We start from the raw sequence: 17,821 nt of genomic DNA, 5'->3' as shown, positions 1-17,821 counted from the left end.
GAGTGCTCAGGCGGCGCCCCGTCCGTCCGGGAGGCCGTCCGGCTCCGGGGCGAGCCGGAGCGAGACGACGTACGCGACCACGACCGAGACGATCACCAGCGGCATGACGGTGAGACCGGGAGATCCCAACAGCAGAGTGGCCAGCAGCACCGAGGTCATCGGGAGCCTGAGTATCGCCACGCACATGGCACCGATGCCCATCGCGAAGCCGGACGTCACGTTCAGCCCGGGCAGATGGGAGAGCGCGATGCCACCCGCCGCTCCCACGAACATCGCCGGGAAGACGGGGCCTCCCCGGAAACAACTCAAGGACGCGCAGTACGCCAGCCCCTTGCAGACGATGAGCACCACGAGCGTGCCCACCGTGTATCCGGCGCTCCCGGCAAGCAAGGGGTCCAGCGCGTTCTGCCCCGAGTACAGCACCCCGGAGGCGGCTTTCCCCGTGGCTTCCGCATACGCCAGTGCGAGGACCCCGACCACCAGCCCCATCAGTACGGTGCCCACCACCATCCGTCGCTCGACCCGGGCCTGGAGGAACAGGGCGAGCCGCCGGATCCCTTCGCCGACGACGGCCGCCGCCAGCCCGACGACGACCGCCCAGCCGAACTGGGCGAGGTCCGGCCCTTCGGCCCGTGGCACGTGGTGGAGTGCCAGGGAGTACGTTCCCAGCCCGGTCCACGAACCAAGCCCGACGAAGATGAGTGAACCCACACCTGAGGCGAGGAGGCCCGGCACAAGGACCATCCCGAGCACGGCCCCGCCGAGGCCCGACGCCTCCATCAGCAGGAACGCCCCGAGAAGCGGAGACCCCAGCAGAGCGCTGACGGCGGCGAAGCTGCCGGCGGCTCCCACGACGGCACTCGCGTTCGGCCCGATGTCCCGCTTCACCAGGCGTACGGTCCACACGGCAAGTCCGCCGCCGAGGGCGATGAGCGGCGCCTCGGGCCCGAGCACGGCGCCGATGCCGAGCGAGGCCAGGGCGGCGACCACGATTCCGGGCAGCTCCACCGCCGCCGGGGCACCCGTCGTCTTCATGCCTTCGGCCGGCTTGTGCCCGCCTGTGCCGGGAAGGTAACGGATGGTCAGCCCGACCAGCAGGCCGGCGACGACGAGCAGCGGCACCGGCCACCACGTCGGCGTGGAGTGGAAGCCCAGCGCCCTCGGCAGGTCGGAGTAGGTCAGCGACTGGAGTTCGTGGGTGAGTGCGAGGAAACCGAAGGCCACCGCCGAGATCGGAACCCCGAGAAGCGCCGCGATCACCAGCAGTCCCGTGTAGCCACGGGTACGGACGATCGCGAAAGGGTCCGGGGGCGCCGTCGCGGACGCCCCGACGGGCTTGGCCGACATACTCATTGTCTCCTCAGCGTCGGAGCCGTCAGGCAGGCGCCGGCCCGCGAGCGTTCAGAACGTGATACCACGCGAGGGCGTTTCGCCCGGGATGCCGGACCGCAGCCCTGCGGTGAGTACCGCACTTCACCTCCATGGACCCGGGCCGGCGTACGGATCACCGTCGGTCGCCGGCCGGCTCCGACGCGGAGAGCCGGCCCGCGCGTAGGGCCTCGACCAGACCCTGATGGTCCCGCTCGTTCAGGTCGGCGTACGCCTCGGCGAACGTATGGAGCGCACGGTCGAACACGTCGCCGTGGCCCAGATGCGCGGCGATGGCGATGCGGTCGCCGGATCTCGCGTGGGCACGGGCCATCGTGCTGCCGCAGACCAAAGGAGCGCGCCCCGCCCTTTCGTGCTCCAGGCACGCCGGTATGCCGCCGGGCGGCAGTTCGCGCTCCGGCTACGCGATGTCCTGGGCCGTACCTCCGGGTGAGTCGGCGTACGTGATGTCGTGCCCGACCGGACCGATGCCGTCCCCTGTCAGCGCGCTGCTCACCCGCGAACTCTTCCGCTGTCTGACGTTCGGAAGTCGCAGATCAGACCGGGGACTTGAGAAGATCGATTCGTGGAGTCCTCTGAACCATTGCCCGGGTCCGACATCGAGCCCCTGCCCGAGGCCGGACGGGCCGTGAGCCGACGGTTGGTCCGTTGTCGCCTCTGCGGCCGCCCGCTCACCGGTACGGACTCGCGCCGCACCGGTCTGGGCGCCGCCTGCGACGCCAAACTGCACCCCGCCGCGCCGGACATCCGTACCCGCCGACATGAGGTGGAACAGGACCCGCTGCCCGGTACCTGAGCGGCGATGGCGGCTATGAGCCGAGGCGGCGGAACAACCCCTCCTGCACCACGGACACCAGCAGATTGCCGCCGCGGTCATAGATCCGGCCGCGCGCCAGTCCCCGTCCACCCGTTGCGATCGGCGACTCCTGGTCGTACAGGAACCACTCGTCGGCCCGGAACGGACGGTGGAACCACATCGCGTGGTCCAGCGACGCCATGTCGAAGCCGCGTGGTCCCCACAGCGGCTCCACCGGGATGCGGACCGCGTCGAGGAGCGTCATGTCGCTCGCGTACGTCAGAGCGCAGGTGTGCACGAGCGGGTCGTCGCCCAGCGGGCCGACCGCGCGCATCCAGACGGCGCTGCGCGGGTCCGCGTCCTTGGTCTCCTCGTGCGTCCAGCGCAGTCGGTCGACGTACCGGATGTCGAACGGCTGGCGCCGGGCCATCCGTTCCAGCGCGTCCGGCAGTGCCCCGAGGTGCTCGCGGACCTCCTCGGTGACCGTCGGCAGCTGCTCGGGGTCCGGGACGGTCCGGGCGGGCGGCAGCTGGTGCTCGAAGCCCGCCTCCTCCGGCCGGTGGAAGGACGCCGTCAGAGTGAAGATGGTCCGGCCCTGCTGGACGGCGGTGACCCGGCGGGTGGTGAACGACCGCCCGTCCCGCACCCGTTCCACCTCGTAGACGATCGGGACCCCGGGCCGGCCCGGCCGCAGGAAGTACGCGTGCAGCGAATGGACCGGCCGGTCCCCGTCGGTTGTGCGGCCGGCCGCCACCAGCGCCTGCCCGGCGACCTGGCCGCCGAAGACCCGCTGCAGGGACTCCTCGGGGCTGCGCCCGCGGAATATGTTGACCTCGATCCGCTCCAGGTCGAGCAGGTCGACCAGGCGCTCGGCGGGGTTCGTCATGCGTTTCGTCTCCGTTCTCGCAGCGCTGCCGTGCGTGTGGCGAGCGCTGTCACAGCTGGCCGACCGAGGTGACCCTGACGACTGCCCGGCCCTCTTCGTCGGAGGCCGCCAGATCGATTTCCGCGCTGATGCCCCAGTCGTGGTCGCCGTTCGGGTCGGCGAACGTCTGGCGCACCCGCCACAGTCCGTGCGCGGCGTCCTCGTCGATCTTCAGCAGCTTCGGCCCGCGGGCGTCCGGACCGGTGCCCAGGTCCTCGTACTCGTCCCAGTACGCGTCCATCGCCTCGCCCCACGCGTCCTCGTCCCAGCCCGCGTCGCCGTCCAGGTCACCGAGCTCGGCGACCTTGTCCAGCGCGGCCAGCTCCACCCGGCGGAACATCGCGTTGCGGACCAGCACCCGGAAGGCGCGGGCGTTGGCGGTGACCGGCTTGACCTCGTCGGCCCGCTCCTGCGCCTCCTCGGCGGTCTCCACCTCCGGGTTGGCGAGCTGCTCCCACTCGTCGAGGAGACTGGAGTCCACCTGCCGCACCATCTCGCCGAGCCAGGCGATCAGGTCCTCCAGGTCCTCGGACTTCAGGTCGTCCGGGATGGTGTGCTCAAGAGCCTTGTACGCGCTCGCCAGGTACCGCAGCACGATGCCCTCGGTACGGGCCAGCTCGTAGTTCGAGGTGAACTCCGTGAACGTCATGGCGCGTTCGTACATGTCACGGATCACGGACTTCGGCGAGACCGGGTGGTCTCCCACCCACGGGTGGCTCTTGCGGTACACGTCGTACGCGTGCCACAGCAACTCGCTCAGCGGCTTCGGGTACGTGACGTCCTGGAGCAGCTCCATCCGCTCCTCGTACTCGATACCGTCCGCCTTCATCTGGCCGACCGCTTCGCCGCGCGCCTTGTTCTGCTGCGCGGCCAGGATCTGCCGCGGGTCGTCGAGCGTCGACTCGACGACGGAGACCATGTCCAGCGCGTACGACGGCGACTCGCCGTCCAGCAGGTCGAACGCGGCCAGCGCGAACGTGGACAGCGGCTGGTTCAGCGCGAAGTCCTGCTGGAGATCGACGGTGAGCCGCACGATGCGGCCCTCCGCGTCCGGCTTGTCGAGCTGTTCCACCACGCCGCCGTCCAGCAGCGAGCGGTAGATCGCGATGGCCCGGCGGATGTGGCGCAGCTGCGCCTTGCGCGGCTCGTGGTTGTCCTCCAGCAGATGCCGCATCGCCGCGAAGGCATTGCCGGGACGCGCGATCACGGACAGCAACATCGTGTGCGTGACCCGGAAGCGGGAGGTCAGGGGTTCCGGATCGGACTGGATCAGCTTGTCGAAAGTCGTCTCCGACCAGGCGACGAAGCCCTCGGGGGCCTTCTTGCGGACCACCTTGCGCTTCTTCTTGGGGTCGTCGCCCGCTTTCTTGACGGCCTTCTCGTTCTCGATGACGTGTTCCGGCGCCTGCGCGACCACGAAGCCCGCCGTGTCGAAGCCGGCCCGGCCCGCGCGGCCGGCGATCTGGTGGAACTCACGGGCGCGCAGCGTACGGACCCGGGTGCCGTCGTACTTGGTGAGGGCCGTGAAGAGCACCGTACGGATCGGGACGTTGACGCCGACGCCGAGGGTGTCCGTACCGCAGATCACCTTCAGCAGACCGGCCTGGGCGAGCTTCTCCACCAGCCGCCGGTACTTCGGGAGCATGCCCGCGTGATGCACCCCGATGCCGTGCCGCACATAGCGGGAGAGGTTCTGGCCGAACTTCGTGGTGAAGCGGAAGTTGCCGATCAGGTCGGCGATCTTCTCCTTCTCCTCCTTGGTGCACATGTTGATGCTCATCAGCGACTGCGCCCGCTCGACGGCCGCGGCCTGCGTGAAGTGCACGATGTACACCGGTGACTGCCGGGTGTCCAGCAGTTCGGTGAGCGTCTCGGTGATCGGGGTCAGCCGGTACTCGTAGCTCAGCGGGACCGGCCGGGTCGCCGAGCGCACCACGGAGGTGGGACGGCCGGTGCGCCGGGTCAGGTCCTGCTCGAACATCTTGACGTCACCGAGCGTGGCCGACATCAGGATGAACTGGGCCTGCGGCAGCTCCAGGAGCGGGATCTGCCAGGCCCAGCCGCGGTCCGGCTCCGCATAGAAGTGGAACTCGTCCATCACGACCTGGCCGATGTCGGCGTGCTTGCCGTCCCGCAGCGCGATGGACGCGAGCACCTCGGCGGTGCAGCAGATCACCGGGGCGTCCGCGTTGACCGAGGCGTCGCCGGTGAGCATCCCGACGTTCTCCGTACCGAACAGTTTGCACAGGTCGAAGAACTTCTCCGAGACCAGTGCCTTGATCGGTGCGGTGTAGAAGGTGACCTTGTCCTGGGCCAGCGCCGTGAAGTGCGCACCTGCCGCGACCAGGCTCTTTCCGGAGCCGGTGGGGGTGGACAGGATCACGTTCGCCCCGGAGACCACCTCGATCAGCGCCTCTTCCTGAGCAGGGTAGAGGGTGATGCCCTGGGTCTCGGTCCATGACGAGAAGGCCTCGAAGAGGGCGTCCGGGTCGTCGGTCGGGGGCAGCTGATCGATAAGGGTCACGCCCCCATCTTGCCTGCCTTCTGCCCGGATGAGGGAACCGGACGACCGGACGAAGATCACGGACGATACGCTGCCCACTCAACTCGGCCGCATCGCAACGGCGATGGCGGCCGGACAACTCTGGGGGCGGGAAGAACCATGATGGGACCGGCACACTCACTGTCCGGGGCGGCGGCCTGGCTGGGGGTTGGCGCGGCGGCGGCTGCCGCGGGCCATACGATGCCGTGGCCCGTCCTGGTCGTCGGTGCACTGATCACCGCGGGCGCCGCGCTCGCCCCGGACCTCGATCACAAGTCCGCGACCATTTCGCGCGCATTCGGACCGGTCTCCCGCGGACTCTGCGAGATCGTCGACAAGCTCTCGCACGCTGTCTACAAGGCGACCCGGGGTCCCGGTGACCCGCGCAGGAACGGTGGCCACCGGACCCTGACGCACACCTGGCTCTGGGCCGTCCTGATCGGTGCCGGGGCCTCCGCCGCGGCGATCGCCGGCGGCCGATGGGCGGTCCTCGCGATCCTCTTTGTCCATCTGGTGCTCGCCGTCGAAGGACTGCTGTGGCGGGCCGCCCGGATGTCCAGCGACGTCCTGGTGTGGCTGCTCGGCGCGACCAGCGCCTGGATCCTGGCGGGCGTCCTGGACAAGCCGGGCAACGGCTCGGACTGGCTCTTCAGCGCGCCCGGCCAGGAGTACCTCTGGCTCGGGCTGCCGATCGTCCTCGGCGCCCTCGTCCACGACATCGGCGACGCGCTGACCGTCTCCGGCTGCCCGATCCTGTGGCCGATCCCGCTGGGCCGCAAGCGCTGGTACCCCGTGGGGCCGCCGAAGGTCATGCGATTCCGGGCCGGCAGCTGGGTGGAGCTGAAGGTGCTCATGCCGACGTTCATGGTGCTCGGGGGAGCGGGCGCGGCGGCCGCCCTGAACTTCATCTGACCGCCGTACCGTGTGCCGGCCGGTGAGCACCCGAATCGACAACCTGCAGTAGCCGCAGTTTGTACTGAGTCACCGAGGCGAAGAGCCGGTCCGAACAATCGGCTGCCCGTCGGTCCGGACGATCGCGTCCGCAGTGTTCCCCTCGCGGCAGTCGTGAGCGGGACGTTCGGTCGGGGGCGGGGTCAGGAGTTGACGTCGACGGCTGCGCGGGACGGTTCCCAGACCGCGCAGTCGTGCGCGAAGAGCACACGTCGCGGGTCGAAGTCGGCGAGCCGCTCGAGCCACGGTCGATAGGTGGGCAGCGGTTGTTCCAGACCTTCGAGCTGTGCGTGGCGGGCCAACTGATCCGCTGCGAAGTCGGAGGCGAAGTCGTGTGCCTGACCGGCGAGGACGACGGTGCCGTCGCTCTGCCGGACCACCAGCGACTGGTGGCCGTCGGTGTGGCCAGGAGTGGGGATGATCCGTACTCCTGGCCAGACCTCGGCTTCTCCGCTGATCTCCTCGTAGCTCGCGTCAGGAAAGTCGACGAGTTCGTCGATGGTGTAGCCGCCGCGGCGCGCGGCGGCCAGCTCCACGTCCTGCACCAGGATCGGCGTGTCCCCCAGTAACCTGTTGCCCCCGCAGTGGTCGAAGTGGAGGTGGCAGTTCACCACCAAGGAGACATCCGAGAGAGAAATTCCGGCGTCTGCTAGGGCGCTCTCCAGCCCTCGGCGCCGGGGGCGGTAGTGAGCTTCGGTCCCGGGATCGGCGGCACCGATGCCGGTGTCGAAGAGGATCAGTCCTTCGTGGCGCCGGACCAAATAGGCGAGTACGGGTTCGATCCGCGGCTGAGGGCCGCCGGTCTCCGAAGCGGGTCGGACGAAGTAGCCCAGGTCGAGGCGGCGGATCGCCGTGTTGTTGGCCATCCGGCCATGGTGGCAGTCGGCTGCTCCTCTCCCTTTCATGTTTCGCTGTCCGGAGAAGCCGGGCGATCCGGCGAAGCCGCCGGACACGCCGATCAGCCGTGCCAGGACCGCCACAGCGCCGCATAGGCGCCGTCCGCCTCCACCAGTTCGTCATGGCTGCCCAGTTCGCTGATCCGGCCGCTCTCGACCACCGCGATCACATCCGCGTCGTGCGCGGTGTGCAGCCGGTGCGCGATCGCCACGACCGTGCGGCCGTCCAGCACCCGTGCCAGCGAGCGTTCCAGATGCCGGGCCGCCCGCGGGTCCAGCAGCGAGGTCGCCTCGTCCAGCACCAGCGTGTGCGGATCGGCCAGCACCAGCCGGGCCAGCGCGATCTGCTGCGCCTGCGCCGGGGTCAGTGACAGACCGCCCGAACCGACCTCGGTGTCCAGCCCCTCGTTCAGCGCCTTCGCCCAGCCGTCCGCGTCGACCGCGGCGAGCGACGCCCACAGCTCGGCGTCCTCGGCACCCGTACGGGCCAGCAGCAGATTGTCACGCAGCGAACCGACGAATACATGGTGTTCCTGGTTGACCAGCGCCACATGCGTACGTACCCGCTCCGCCGTCATCCGGGACAACTCCGCACCGCCCAGCGTGACTTCACCGGTGCGTGGGGCGTAGATCCCGGCCAGCAGCCGGCCGAGCGTGGACTTGCCCGCACCGGACGGGCCGACCAGCGCCAGGCGCGTGCCGGGGGCGACATCCAGCGACACCTTGTGGAGGACGTCGACCCCGTCGCGGTAGCCGAAGTGCACATCACCCGCCCGGACGTCCCGGCCGTCCGGGACGACCGCCGTCTCGCCCGCGTCCGGCTCGATGTCCCGGACACCGACCAGCCGGGCCAACGACACCTGCGCGACCTGCAACTCGTCGTACCAGCGCAGGATCAGACCGATCGGGTCGACCATCATCTGCGCGAGCAGCGCACCGGTCGTCAGCTGGCCGACGGTGAGCCACCCCTCGATGACGAACCACCCGCCGAGCATCAGGACCGCGCCGAGGATCGTCACGTACGTGACGTTGATGACGGGGAACAGCACCGAACGCAGGAACAGCGTGTACCGCTCCCACGCCGTCCACTCCTTGATCCGCCGGTCCGACAGGGCCACCCGGCGTGCGCCGAGCCGGTGCGCCTCCACGGTCCGCCCTGCGTCCACGGTCTCCGCGAGCATCGCCGCGACCGCGGCGTATCCGGCGGCCTCCGAGCGGTACGCGGACGGCGCCCGGCGAAAGTACCAGCGGCAGCCGAGGATCAGCACCGGCAGGGCGATCAGTACGGAGAGAGCCAGCGGGGGAGCGGTCACGGTGAGCGCACCGAGCAGCAGCCCCGCCCACACCACACCGATCGCCAGTTGCGGCACGGCCTCACGCATCGCGTTGGCCAGCCGGTCGATGTCCGTGGTGATCCGGGACAGCAGATCACCGGTTCCGGCTCGCTCCAGCACCCCCGGCGGGAGCCCGACCGACCGGACGAGGAAGTCCTCGCGCAGATCGGCCAGCATCTCCTCGCCGAGCATGGCGCTGCGCAGCCGCATCATCCGTGTGAACACGGTCTGTACCACCAGCGCGAACGCGAACACCGCCGCGGTGCGCTCCAGATGGAGGTCGGCGACCCCGTTCGACAGGTCCTCGACCAGCCCGCCCAGCAGATACGGCCCGACGATCGAGGCGATCACCGCGACAGCGTTGACCGAGATGAGCACGGCGAAGGGCTTGCGGTGGCGCCGCATCAGCTCCCGTACATAGGTCCGTACGGTGGCGGGGGTGCCGACCGGCAGAGTCGTTGCCGACTCCGGGGCGGCCGGGTCGTACGTCGGTTGTGCGACGCCGATCATGCCCTCTCCTCGATTTCTTCGATCGATTCGATCTCGTCGATCTTGTCCAGTGCGGTCAGGGCCGCGATTTCGTCCTCGGTCTCACGTGTGACGACCGCCCGGTACCGCGGTTCGGTGTGCAGCAGCTCGCGGTGCGCCCCGACCGCGACGACTGTGCCGTCGTGCACCAGCACCACGCGGTCCGCGAGGTCGAGCAGCAGGGGCGACGAGGCGAAGGCCACCGTCGTGCGACCGGTGCGCAGCGCCTTGATCCCGGCGGCGACCCTGGCCTCCGTGTGCGAGTCGACGGCGGACGTCGGCTCATCCAGAACCAGTGCCTCAGGGTCGGTGACCAGCGAACGGGCCAGCGCGAGCCGCTGGCGCTGGCCTCCGGAGAGCGACCGGCCGCGCTCGGTGATCCTGGTGGTCATCGGGTCGCCGTCGGTGGCGACCGAGGCCTGGGCCAGCGCGTCCAGCACATCACCGCACTGGGCGGCGGACAGCGCGTCCTCGGCGGTCACCAGACCGGACGACGGCACGTCGAGCAGCTCCCGCAGTGTCCCGGAGAGCAGCACCGGGTCCTTGTCCTGGACCAGCACCGCGGTTCGGGCGGCCGCCAGCGGAAGCTCGTCCAGGGGTACGCCACCGAGCAGGACGGACGGGGTCTTGTCCGGCGGGCCGTCGGGGGCGTCGTCCGCCGTGTCCGGTTCCGCGCCCACCTCGGCGTGTCCGCCGAGCCGCTCGGCCAGCCGGCCCGCCTCGTCCGGGTCGCCGCAGACCACCGCGGTGAACAGACCCGACGGTGCCATCAGTCCGGTGACCGGGTCGTACAGGTCACCGGCCGGTACCGCGTCGACGGTCGAAGGCTCGGCGGTGCGGTGCAGCGAAAGCACCCGGACGGCCCGCTGCGCGGACGGCCGCGAGAAGGAGTACGCCATCGCGATCTCCTCGAAGTGCCGCAGCGGGAACAGCATCAGTGTCGCCGCGCTGTAGACCGTGACCAGCTGACCGACCTCGATCCGGCCGTCGTGGGCCAGCGTCGCGCCGTACACGACCAGCGAGATCAGCAGCACGCCCGGCAGCAGCACCTGGATCGCCGAGATCAGCGACCACATCTGCGCGCTGCGCACCGCAGCCTTGCGGACCTCCTGCGAGGCGCTCCGGTAGCGGCCGAGAAACAGCTCCTCGCCGCCGATACCGCGTAGCACCCGCAGCCCGGCGATGGTGTCCGACGCCAGCTCGGTGGCCTTTCCGGCTTTCTCGCGCTGGAGGTCGGCGCGCCGGGTGGCGCGGGGGAGCAGCGGCAGTACCGCCAGCGCCAGGAGCGGCATGGCGAGCACCACCAGGACGCCCAGCGACGGCAGATAAAGGACGAGCCCGACGCAGATCAGCACGAGAGCGGCGGCTGCGGCGGCGAAGCGGGAGAGCGCCTCGACGAACCAGCCGATCTTCTCGACGTCGCCGGTGGACACCGCGACGACCTCGCCCGCGGCGACCCGGCGGGTCAGCGCGGCCCCGAGCTCCGCCGTCCTACGGGCCAGCAACTGCTGGACGCGGGCGGCGGCAGTGATCCAGTTGGTGACGGCGGTCCGGTGGAGCATGGTGTCGCCGACCGCGATCAGCACACCGAGGACCGCGATGAGCCCGCCCGCCAGCGCGAGCCGGCCGCCTGAACGGTCGACCACCGCCTGCACGGCGAAGCCGACGGCCAGCGGCAGCCCGGCGATGGAGCACTGGTGCAACAGGCCCCAGGACATGGACTTGAGCTGGCCACGGATCTGATTGCGGCCGAGCCAGAGCAGGAAGCGTGGGCCTGACCGGACATCAGGATCGCCAGGATCTGAATACGGAAGATCGCGAATCTGCATGACGTCCCATGGTTCGGAAGGGCGGAGATCTGTCGAAGACCTCGAGGAACGGGTGGGGGGACCAAACCGTGCAAGGTTCGCGTCCTGGCCGGGTCCGAGGCAAACGGTTTTTCGCTCGACGGTAAAGATTCGGCTCGTATTCGAGGCAGGTCACAGGCGGTGAGCCCGGCCGCTCGGGCGTGGTGCGAATATGGGCGGATGCGAATAACCGGTCCGGTACGAATGGCTGTCGCGGCAGCGGCCTGTGGTCTCATGCTCACTCCCCTGACAGCGTGCGGCAGCTCGCACGAGGGGCAGCAGGACGACACGAAGTCCGGTAGCGCAACGAACCGGAAGGCGCCGACCGCCGATCTGAAGCGCATTCCCGATGTGGGCGACCGGCTGTACACGCAGATACCCGGGAACTCGCGGCAGGTCGTCGCGGTCTACGGCGCGGGCAAGAACTCGGCCGACTCCACCGTCGTGCTGTACACCAAGCACGGCGCCACCTGGGACACCACCGGCAGCTGGAAGGCCCACAACGGCAGGAAGGGCTGGACCACCGACCATCACGAGGACGACAAGCGCAGTCCGGTCGGCGTATTCACGCTCACCGACGCGGGCGGTGCCCTGGCCGACCCGGGCGCCCTCCTCCCGTACACACAGTCGGCGTCGATCCAGGCACCGCGCTACTGGTCGAAGCCGTACTGGCACGACTTCGACTACGTCATCGCCATCGACTACAACCGCGTCAAGGGCACTGCGCCCAACGACCCCACGCGCCCGCTGGGACAGTCGAAGGGTGGCAGCATCTGGCTGCACATGGACCACGGGAGCGGTACGTCGGCCTGTGTGAGCCTGCCCAAATCGGCCATGCAGCTGCTGTTGCGCACCCTCGACCCGAAGCAGCACCCGGTCGTGGTGATGGGCGACAAGGCCACGCTCCGAGCGGCCTGACCACGCCAACCTCTCGTCCGGCCGCTCCCGCGAGAGGGAGCGGATCGCCGCGGGCGTGGGCAGGTACGCGGTGGTGCGGGGAAGGCGTCAGGGACGCGTCGCCCGCTCCAGTTCCATCAGGACCGAGTGGTACTCGCGCCCCGTGGCCCGGTCCATGCCGATCTCGCACATCCGGTTGGCGGAGAGATACGCGTCGTATTCGCGGGAGTTCACCTCGGCGGCCTCCTTCGCCGTCGCCGACGCCGTCAGCTCCTTGTGCAGCATCCCGCGGTCGCCCGCGAACGCGCAGCACCCGGCGTCGTCCGGGACGACGACCTCCTCCGCGCACGCCTCGGCGACCACACGCAAATGTTCCACGTCGCCCAGGTGCTGCATCGAACACGTCGGGTGCAGGACCGCCGAACCGGTCTTGCGCAGGATCGTCAGCTCCGGCAGCAGCTCGTCGGCCGCCCAGACGAGGGAGTCGACGACGGTCAGCTCCCGGTGCAACTCCCGGTTCTCCTCGGTGAGATACGGCACCACCTCATGGGCGATACCCAGCGTGCACGACGAGGCGTCGACGACGAGCGGAAGCGTGCCACCCGCCGTCCAGCCCCAGGCGGCCTCGACGATGCGGTTGGCCATCACCGCATTGCCCTCGTCGTACCCCTTGGAGTGCCAGATCGTCGCGCAGCAGGTTCCCGCGACATCCTCCGGGATCCACACCGGCCTTCCGGCACGGGCCGAGACGGCGACGACGGCCTGCGGCAGCGAAGGGCCGCGATGGCCGTCGGGGTCGCCGAAGATCCGGTTCACGCAGGCCGGGTAGTAGACGGCGCTCGCTCCGACCCGCGAGGTGTGGGGCAGCTTGCGAGCGGCCGCGCCGGGGATCTCCGGCAGCCACTCGGGCACCAGATCGGGGCGTACGGCCTTGCGGGCGAGCCCGGTGACGGTTTCCAGCAGCCGGTCGCCGATCCTGTCCGCCGCGGCGACCGCCAGCCGCGCCGAGGCCTCCACCGCCTTGAAGTTCTTCGCCGTGAGCGCCGCGATCCGTTCCTCGCGCGGCGAGTGCCGCTGGTGGCGGAAGTCCTTCATCATGGCGCCGGTGTCGATGCCGACCGGGCAGGCGAGCTTGCAGGTGGAGTCGCCTGCGCAGGTGTCGACGGCGTCGTAGCCGTACGCGTCGAGCAGTGCGGTCTCCACCGGCGAACCGTTCGGCTGCCGCATCATCTCCCGCCGCAGCACGATCCGCTGGCGCGGAGTGGTGGTCAAGTCCTCGCTGGGACAGGTCGGTTCGCAGAAGCCGCACTCGATGCACGGGTCGGCGATCAGCTCGACCTCGGGGATGGTCTTCAGCCCGCGCAGATGCGCCTTCGGGTCGCGGTCGAGGACGATCCGGGGCGCCAGCACCCCGTCGGGGTCGATGACCTGCTTCGTGCGCCACATCAGCTCGGTCGCCTTGGGGCCCCACTCCAGCTCCAGGAACGGAGCGATGTTGCGGCCGGTGGCGTGCTCCGCCTTGAGCGAGCCGTCGAAGCGCTCCACGGTCAGCCGGCAGAAGTCGTCCATGAACGCGGCGTACCGGTCGACGTCGGACGGCTTCGCCGCGTCGAAGGCGAGCAGGAAGTGCAGATTGCCGTGTGCGGCGTGACCCGCGACGGCGGCGTCGAAGCCGTGCTCCGCCTGGAGCCGGAGGAGGGATTCGCAGGCGTCGGCGAGCAGCGACGGCGGGACCGCGAAGTCCTCCGTGATCAGCGTCGTACCCGACGGGCGGGAGCCGCCGACTGCGGTGACGAAGGCTTTGCGGGCCTTCCAGTAACCGGAGATGGCCTTGGCCTCGCGGGTGAACTCATTGGTCACCGAGGCGACCGGCGCGACAAGATCCAGCCTCTCGACGGCGGCGGCCGCCGCACGCTCGTACGCCTCCTGCCCCGGCTCGTCCGGAGCCCGGAACTCCACCAGCAGCGCCGCGGTCTCCTTGGGCAGTTCGGCCCAGTCGGCCGGCACGCCCTGGACGCTCACCGAAGCGCGCAGCGTATTGCCGTCCATCAGCTCGACGGCGATCGCCCCCGCCTCGTTGAAACGGGGCACGGCAGCCGCCGCGGCGGTCAGCGAGGGGAAGAAGAGCAGCGCGCTGGAGACCTTCCGGTCCAGCGGCAGGGTGTCGAAGACGACCTCGGAGATGAACCCGAAGGTGCCCTCCGAGCCGACCATCAGCCCGCGCAGGATCTCTACGGGCGTCGAGCCGTCCAGGAAGGCGTCGAGCCGGTACCCGTTGGTGTTCTTGATCTCGTACTTGGCGCGGATCCGGGCGGTGAGCTGCGCATCCGCCTCGATCTCCGCCTTGAGGGCCAGCAGCTCCTCGCACAGCCGGGGCTCGGCATGGGCCAGCAGCTCGTCCGCCGCCGGGTCGGCTGTGTCGACGACCGTGCCGCTCGGCAGCACAAAGGTGAGCGAGGAGACGGTGCGGTACGAATTACGGGTGGTGCCGGCGGTCATTCCGGAGGCGTTGTTGGCGACGACCCCGCCGATCGTGCACGCGATGGCGCTGGCCGGGTCGGGGCCCAGCAGCCTGCCGTACCGGGCGAGGGTGGCATTGGCGCGCATGACCGTGGTCCCGGGGCGGATACGGGCCTGCGCGCCGTCGTCCAGGACTTCGATGCCCGTCCAGTGGTGGCGGACGTCGACAAGGATGTCCTCGCCCTGCGCCTGGCCGTTCAGACTGGTGCCGGCGGCCCGGAAGACGACTTCGCGACCCTTGCCGTGCGCGTACGACAGGATCGCCGAGATGTCGTCGATGTCCTCGGGGACCACGACGACCTGCGGGACGAACCGGTACGGGCTGGCATCGGAGGCGTACTTCACCAGGTCGGAGACCTTCCACAGCACCTTCTCCGGCCCCAGCAGGGCAGTCAGCTCGCCGCGCAGCGGTTCGGGTGTGCCCGCCGCCCGGCCGTCGAGGGCCCGATCGGGGGACGCGGAGCGCGCCGCACCAGGACGGAGGGCTTCGGGCTTCGGCTCCAGCAGCGGCATGACGACGGTCCCCTCGGCGGTTCGGTGCGGTACTCGCACCTTTCTACCAGCGAAGATCCGTACCGCTCATGCCCGGTCCATGATCGGTGCGACGATCGGTACGGCTCGCGGATATCGGTAGGCCCGCGGCCATCGGTGCGGCTAAGGGCTGTTCCGAAATCCCTGGCGGGCGCGCGACAACAGCCACGGCGCCTCGCCGCGTCGTCGGAACACCCGGATACATCCAGTATGCGGACGTCCCTCCGACTTGCCATGCACCGCATCCGACGCCGCGCGCTGATCCACGGGGGACCACGGGACAGCCCTTGGTTAGCAGCGGCGCTCCGGCATTCCGGCGACGAGAGCGGACAGCAGTCCGCCCAGCACCTCGCGCTGATCGGCTGACAACGGAGCCAGGATCTCCTCTGCGGCCGCCCGGCGCGCGTCGCGCAGCGACCGGAGCGTGGCGCGGCCCTCGTCGGTGAGCTCGATCCGGACCACCCGGCGGCTGTCCGGATCCGGAGTGCGGCGCACCCGGCCGCTCGCCTCCAGCGCATCGACCAGGCTCGTCACGGCGCGCGGCACGACATCCAGGCGCTGCGCGAGATCCGCCATCCGGGGCGGTCCGTCGTAGTGGGCGACCGTGCGCAGCAGCCGGAACTGGGCCGGGGTGATGCCTATCGGCTCCAGTTGGCGGCTCTGGATGCGGTGCAGCCGACGGGTCAGCCGCAGTAGCTGCTCGGCCAGCAGGCCGTCGGAGTCGGGGGAGTCCATGCGGGAACAGTATCAGGACTCCGTTCATTGTGAGTATAGGTAACAATGAGCTATGCTCTCAAAAGTTTGACTGCTGCCCGCAGCCGTCTCCCTCTGTCACGTCTGTCGAAGGAGCCCATGAAACCCGACGAACCCACGTGGACGCCCCCGCCCAGGGACGGCACGCAGCCGCCGGCCGAGCTGCGCCGGATCCTCCGCCTCTTCCACCCGTACCGCGGCCGGCTCGCGCTGGTCGGACTGCTCGTCGGCGCCTCGTCACTGGTCTCGGTGGCCTCACCGTTCCTGCTGCGCGAGATTCTCGACACCGCCATCCCCCAGGGTCGTACGGGACTGCTGTCGCTGCTCGCCCTCGGCATGATCCTCACCGCCGTGATGAACAGCGTCTTCGGCGTCCTGCAGACGCTGATCTCGACCACGGTCGGCCAGCGAGTCATGCACGACCTGCGCACGGCGGTCTACGCCCAGCTGCAGCGGATGCCCCTCGCCTTCTTCACCCGGACCCGTACGGGCGAGGTACAGTCCCGCATCGCCAACGACATCGGCGGGATGCAGGCGACCGTCACCTCCACCGCCACCTCCCTGGTCTCCAACCTCACGGCGGTCATCGCCACCGTCGTCGCGATGCTGGCGCTGGACTGGCGGCTCACCCTGGTCTCGCTGGCACTGCTGCCGGTCTTCGTCTGGATCAGCCGCCGGGTCGGCCGGGAGCGCAAGAAGATCACCACCCAGCGCCAGAAGCAGATGGCCGCCATGGCGGCGACGGTCACCGAGTCCCTCTCCGTCAGCGGCATCCTGCTCGGCCGGACCATGGGCCGGGCGGACTCCCTCACCAAGGGCTTCGCCGAGGAGTCCGAGCGCCTGGTCGACCTCGAAGTGCGCTCAAGCATGGCCGGGCGGTGGCGGATGTCGACGATCGGCATCGTCATGGCCGCCATGCCCGCCGTCATCTACTGGGCCGCGGGCCTCGCCCTGCAGTCCGGCGGCCCCGCCGTCTCCATCGGCACGCTCGTCGCCTTCGTCTCGCTCCAGCAGGGCCTCTTCCGGCCCGCCGTGAGCCTGCTCTCCACCGGAGTGCAGATGCAGACATCCCTCGCGCTCTTCCAGCGGATCTTCGAGTACCTCGACCTCAGGGTGGACATCACCGAGCCCGAGAATCCCGTCCGGCTGGAGAAGATCCGCGGCGAGATCCGCTTCGAGGACGTCGACTTCAGCTACGACGAGAAGAGCGGCCCGACCCTCAGCGGTGTCGATGTCGCCGTGCCGGCCGGCGGCAGCCTCGCCGTCGTCGGCCCCACCGGCTCCGGCAAGTCCACGCTCAGCTACCTGGTGCCGCGGCTCTACGACGTCACCGGCGGCCGGGTCACGCTCGACGGCGTCGATGTACGCGATCTGGACTTCGACACGCTCGCCCGGGCCGTCGGCGTGGTCTCCCAGGAGACATACCTCTTCCACGCCTCGGTCGCCGAGAACCTGCGCTTCGCCAAGCCGGACGCGACCGACGCCGAGATCGAGGCAGCCGCCCGCGCGGCACAGATCCACGACCACATCGCCTCGCTGCCCGACGGCTACGACACCCTCGTCGGCGAGCGCGGCTACCGCTTCTCGGGCGGCGAGAAGCAGCGCCTGGCCATCGCCCGCACGATTCTGCGCGACCCGCCCGTCCTCGTTCTCGACGAGGCGACCAGCGCCCTCGACACCCGCACCGAGTTCGCCGTGCAGGAGGCGATCGACGCACTGTCCGCCGGGCGCACCACCATCACGATCGCGCACCGCCTCTCCACCGTGCGCGACGCGGACCAGATCGTCGTCCTGGACGGCGGCCGGACCGCCGAGCGCGGGAGCCACGAGGAATTGCTCCAGCTGGACGGCCGCTATGCGGCGCTCCTCCGCCGGGACACTCAACTCGCCCCCGTAGCAAGCTGATCGGGAG

At 69.9% G+C, this 17,821-nt stretch carries 12 protein-coding genes and 1 pseudogene; 4 read left to right on the top strand and 9 right to left on the bottom strand.

Annotated elements, in window-relative coordinates; genetic code table 11:
• Nucleotides 1-6: 6 nt before the first annotated feature.
• Both ACIA8E_RS21590 and ACIA8E_RS21585 read right to left on the bottom strand, forming a co-directional pair.
• The gene (locus ACIA8E_RS21590) at nt 7-1,347 is read right to left on the bottom strand and encodes a chloride channel protein (RefSeq protein WP_399300598.1); all 1,341 of its coding nucleotides are present in this window, start codon (nt 1,345-1,347) and stop codon (nt 7-9) included.
• 157 nt (nt 1,348-1,504) lie between these two features.
• Nucleotides 1,505-1,717 (bottom strand): annotated as a pseudogene (locus ACIA8E_RS21585) (DUF2252 family protein); the annotation flags it as partial.
• 237 nt (nt 1,718-1,954) lie between these two features.
• Between ACIA8E_RS21585 and ACIA8E_RS21580 the strand changes: the two are divergent.
• On the top strand, nt 1,955-2,185 hold the full coding sequence (locus ACIA8E_RS21580) for a DUF6011 domain-containing protein (protein WP_399300595.1): 231 nt from the start codon (nt 1,955-1,957) through the stop codon (nt 2,183-2,185).
• Between the two features lie 13 nt (nt 2,186-2,198).
• On the opposite strand, the gene ACIA8E_RS21575 is transcribed toward ACIA8E_RS21580, so the two are convergent.
• Together ACIA8E_RS21575 and ACIA8E_RS21570 are read right to left on the bottom strand one after the other, a co-directional pair.
• Entirely contained in the window at nt 2,199-3,071 is an 873-nt protein-coding gene (locus ACIA8E_RS21575) for an acyl-CoA thioesterase (protein ID WP_399300592.1), read from the bottom strand.
• A gap of 49 nt (nt 3,072-3,120) precedes the next feature.
• Nucleotides 3,121-5,634 carry a DEAD/DEAH box helicase gene (locus ACIA8E_RS21570; protein ID WP_399300590.1) on the bottom strand — a complete coding sequence of 838 codons (2,514 nt, stop codon included), beginning with the start codon at nt 5,632-5,634 and terminating at the stop codon, nt 3,121-3,123.
• 138 nt (nt 5,635-5,772) lie between these two features.
• Here ACIA8E_RS21570 and ACIA8E_RS21565 point away from each other — a divergent pair, with 138 nt between their 5' ends.
• Nucleotides 5,773-6,564 carry a metal-dependent hydrolase gene (locus ACIA8E_RS21565; RefSeq protein ID WP_399300587.1) on the top strand — a complete coding sequence of 264 codons (792 nt, stop codon included), beginning with the start codon at nt 5,773-5,775 and terminating at the stop codon, nt 6,562-6,564.
• A 182-nt stretch (nt 6,565-6,746) separates the two neighbouring features.
• Here ACIA8E_RS21565 and ACIA8E_RS21560 read toward each other — a convergent pair whose 3' ends face one another.
• The 3 genes from ACIA8E_RS21560 to ACIA8E_RS21550 all read right to left on the bottom strand — a co-directional run bounded on the left by ACIA8E_RS21560 (nt 6,747) and on the right by ACIA8E_RS21550 (nt 11,190).
• The gene (locus ACIA8E_RS21560; protein ID WP_399300584.1) at nt 6,747-7,469 is read right to left on the bottom strand and encodes an N-acyl homoserine lactonase family protein; all 723 of its coding nucleotides are present in this window, start codon (nt 7,467-7,469) and stop codon (nt 6,747-6,749) included.
• A gap of 92 nt (nt 7,470-7,561) precedes the next feature.
• On the bottom strand, nt 7,562-9,343 hold the full coding sequence (locus tag ACIA8E_RS21555) for an ABC transporter ATP-binding protein (RefSeq protein ID WP_399300579.1): 1,782 nt from the start codon (nt 9,341-9,343) through the stop codon (nt 7,562-7,564).
• A complete protein-coding gene (locus ACIA8E_RS21550) occupies nt 9,340-11,190 on the bottom strand; it encodes an ABC transporter transmembrane domain-containing protein (protein ID WP_399300577.1) in 1,851 nt (616 codons plus the stop codon). Before ACIA8E_RS21550 ends, ACIA8E_RS21555 begins: the two co-directional genes overlap by 4 nt.
• Before the next feature lie 198 nt (nt 11,191-11,388).
• Here ACIA8E_RS21550 and ACIA8E_RS21545 point away from each other — a divergent pair, with 198 nt between their 5' ends.
• On the top strand, nt 11,389-12,126 hold the full coding sequence (locus ACIA8E_RS21545; protein ID WP_399300574.1) for a hypothetical protein: 738 nt from the start codon (nt 11,389-11,391) through the stop codon (nt 12,124-12,126).
• Nucleotides 12,127-12,213: 87 nt separating this feature from the next.
• Here the strand turns inward: ACIA8E_RS21545 and ACIA8E_RS21540 are convergent, their stop codons facing one another.
• Together ACIA8E_RS21540 and ACIA8E_RS21535 are read right to left on the bottom strand one after the other, a co-directional pair.
• A complete protein-coding gene (locus ACIA8E_RS21540; protein WP_399300571.1) occupies nt 12,214-15,138 on the bottom strand; it encodes an FAD-binding and (Fe-S)-binding domain-containing protein in 2,925 nt (974 codons plus the stop codon).
• Between the two features lie 309 nt (nt 15,139-15,447).
• Nucleotides 15,448-15,891, bottom strand: coding sequence for a MarR family winged helix-turn-helix transcriptional regulator (locus tag ACIA8E_RS21535; RefSeq protein ID WP_399300568.1), 444 nt, complete (start codon nt 15,889-15,891; stop codon nt 15,448-15,450).
• Between the two features lie 117 nt (nt 15,892-16,008).
• Between ACIA8E_RS21535 and ACIA8E_RS21530 the strand changes: the two genes are divergently transcribed.
• Nucleotides 16,009-17,814, top strand: coding sequence for an ABC transporter ATP-binding protein (locus ACIA8E_RS21530; protein ID WP_399300565.1), 1,806 nt, complete (start codon nt 16,009-16,011; stop codon nt 17,812-17,814).
• Nucleotides 17,815-17,821: the final 7 nt, after the last annotated feature.

Origin of the sequence: Streptomyces sp. NPDC051664 (genome assembly GCF_044453545.1) — a bacterium.
Lineage (GTDB): Bacteria > Actinomycetota > Actinomycetes > Streptomycetales > Streptomycetaceae > Streptomyces.
Note: the sequence above shows the minus strand (reverse complement) of the source record. Positions and strands in the feature narration are given on the sequence as shown.

Coding starts and splice junctions, on each gene's coding strand:
- ACIA8E_RS21590 (WP_399300598.1), bottom strand. CDS start 1,347: ATGTCGGCCAAGCCCGTCGGGGCGTCCGCGACGGCGCCCCCGGACCCT.
- ACIA8E_RS21555 (WP_399300579.1), bottom strand. CDS start 9,343: ATGATCGGCGTCGCACAACCGACGTACGACCCGGCCGCCCCGGAGTCG.
- ACIA8E_RS21550 (WP_399300577.1), bottom strand. CDS start 11,190: ATGCAGATTCGCGATCTTCCGTATTCAGATCCTGGCGATCCTGATGTC.
- ACIA8E_RS21540 (WP_399300571.1), bottom strand. CDS start 15,138: ATGCCGCTGCTGGAGCCGAAGCCCGAAGCCCTCCGTCCTGGTGCGGCG.
- ACIA8E_RS21565 (WP_399300587.1), top strand. CDS start 5,773: ATGATGGGACCGGCACACTCACTGTCCGGGGCGGCGGCCTGGCTGGGG.
- ACIA8E_RS21575 (WP_399300592.1), bottom strand. CDS start 3,071: ATGACGAACCCCGCCGAGCGCCTGGTCGACCTGCTCGACCTGGAGCGG.
- ACIA8E_RS21530 (WP_399300565.1), top strand. CDS start 16,009: ATGAAACCCGACGAACCCACGTGGACGCCCCCGCCCAGGGACGGCACG.
- ACIA8E_RS21535 (WP_399300568.1), bottom strand. CDS start 15,891: ATGGACTCCCCCGACTCCGACGGCCTGCTGGCCGAGCAGCTACTGCGG.
- ACIA8E_RS21560 (WP_399300584.1), bottom strand. CDS start 7,469: ATGGCCAACAACACGGCGATCCGCCGCCTCGACCTGGGCTACTTCGTC.
- ACIA8E_RS21545 (WP_399300574.1), top strand. CDS start 11,389: ATGCGAATAACCGGTCCGGTACGAATGGCTGTCGCGGCAGCGGCCTGT.